Annotated in this window: 1 protein-coding gene; it reads left to right on the top strand. The window is 50.7% G+C overall.

What is annotated here, in order from left to right; all coding sequences use genetic code 11:
- On the top strand, window positions 1–846 hold an 846-nt coding region (locus QM409_RS10725; RefSeq protein WP_414310510.1), incomplete at both ends, for a hypothetical protein.

Genomic DNA, 846 nt, shown 5'->3' on the forward strand with positions numbered 1-846 from the left:
CTGAAGTGCTTGCGCTTGTTGAAGCTGATGTGCTTGCACTTGTTGAAGCCGATGTACTTGCTGATGTACTTGCGCTTGTTGAAGCCGACATACTTGCTGACGTACTTGCGCTGGTTGAAGCCGATGTACTTGCTGAGGTACTTGCGCTGGTTGAAGCCGATGTACTTGCTGATGTGCTGGCACTTGTTGAAGCTGAAGTGCTTGCAGAAGTACTTGCGCTGGTTGATGCTGATGTGCTTGCTGACGTACTTGCACTTGTTGAGGCTGACGTACTTGCGCTTGTTGAAGCCGACATACTTGCTGACGTACTTGCACTTGTTGAAGCTGAAGTGCTTGCTGAGGTACTTGCTGACGTACTTGCGCTCGTTGAAGCCGATGTACTTGCTGACGTGCTGGCACTTGTTGAAGCTGATGTACTTGCTGACGTACTTGCACTTGTTGAGGCTGACGTACTTGCCGATGTACTTGCGCTTGTTGAAGCCGATGTACTTGCTGACGTGCTGGCGCTCGTTGAAGCTGATGTGCTGGCAGATGTACTTGCGCTCGTTGAAGCTGAAGTGCTTGCTGAGGTACTTGCGCTGGTTGAAGCCGATGTGCTTGCTGACGTACTTGCACTTGTTGAGGCTGAAGTACTTGCGCTCGTTGAAGCTGAGGTACTTGCTGACGTACTTGCGCTTGTTGAAGCTGACGTACTTGCCGATGTGCTTGCACTCGTTGAAGCCGATGTACTTGCTGATGTACTTGCGCTTGTTGAAGCCGATGTACTTGCTGATGTACTTGCACTTGTTGAGGCTGACGTACTTGCTGACGTGCTAGCTGAAGTACTTGCGCTTGTCGAAGCTGAAG

It is taken from the genome of Streptococcus mitis (assembly GCF_047465045.1).
Lineage (GTDB): Bacteria > Bacillota > Bacilli > Lactobacillales > Streptococcaceae > Streptococcus > Streptococcus mitis_DT.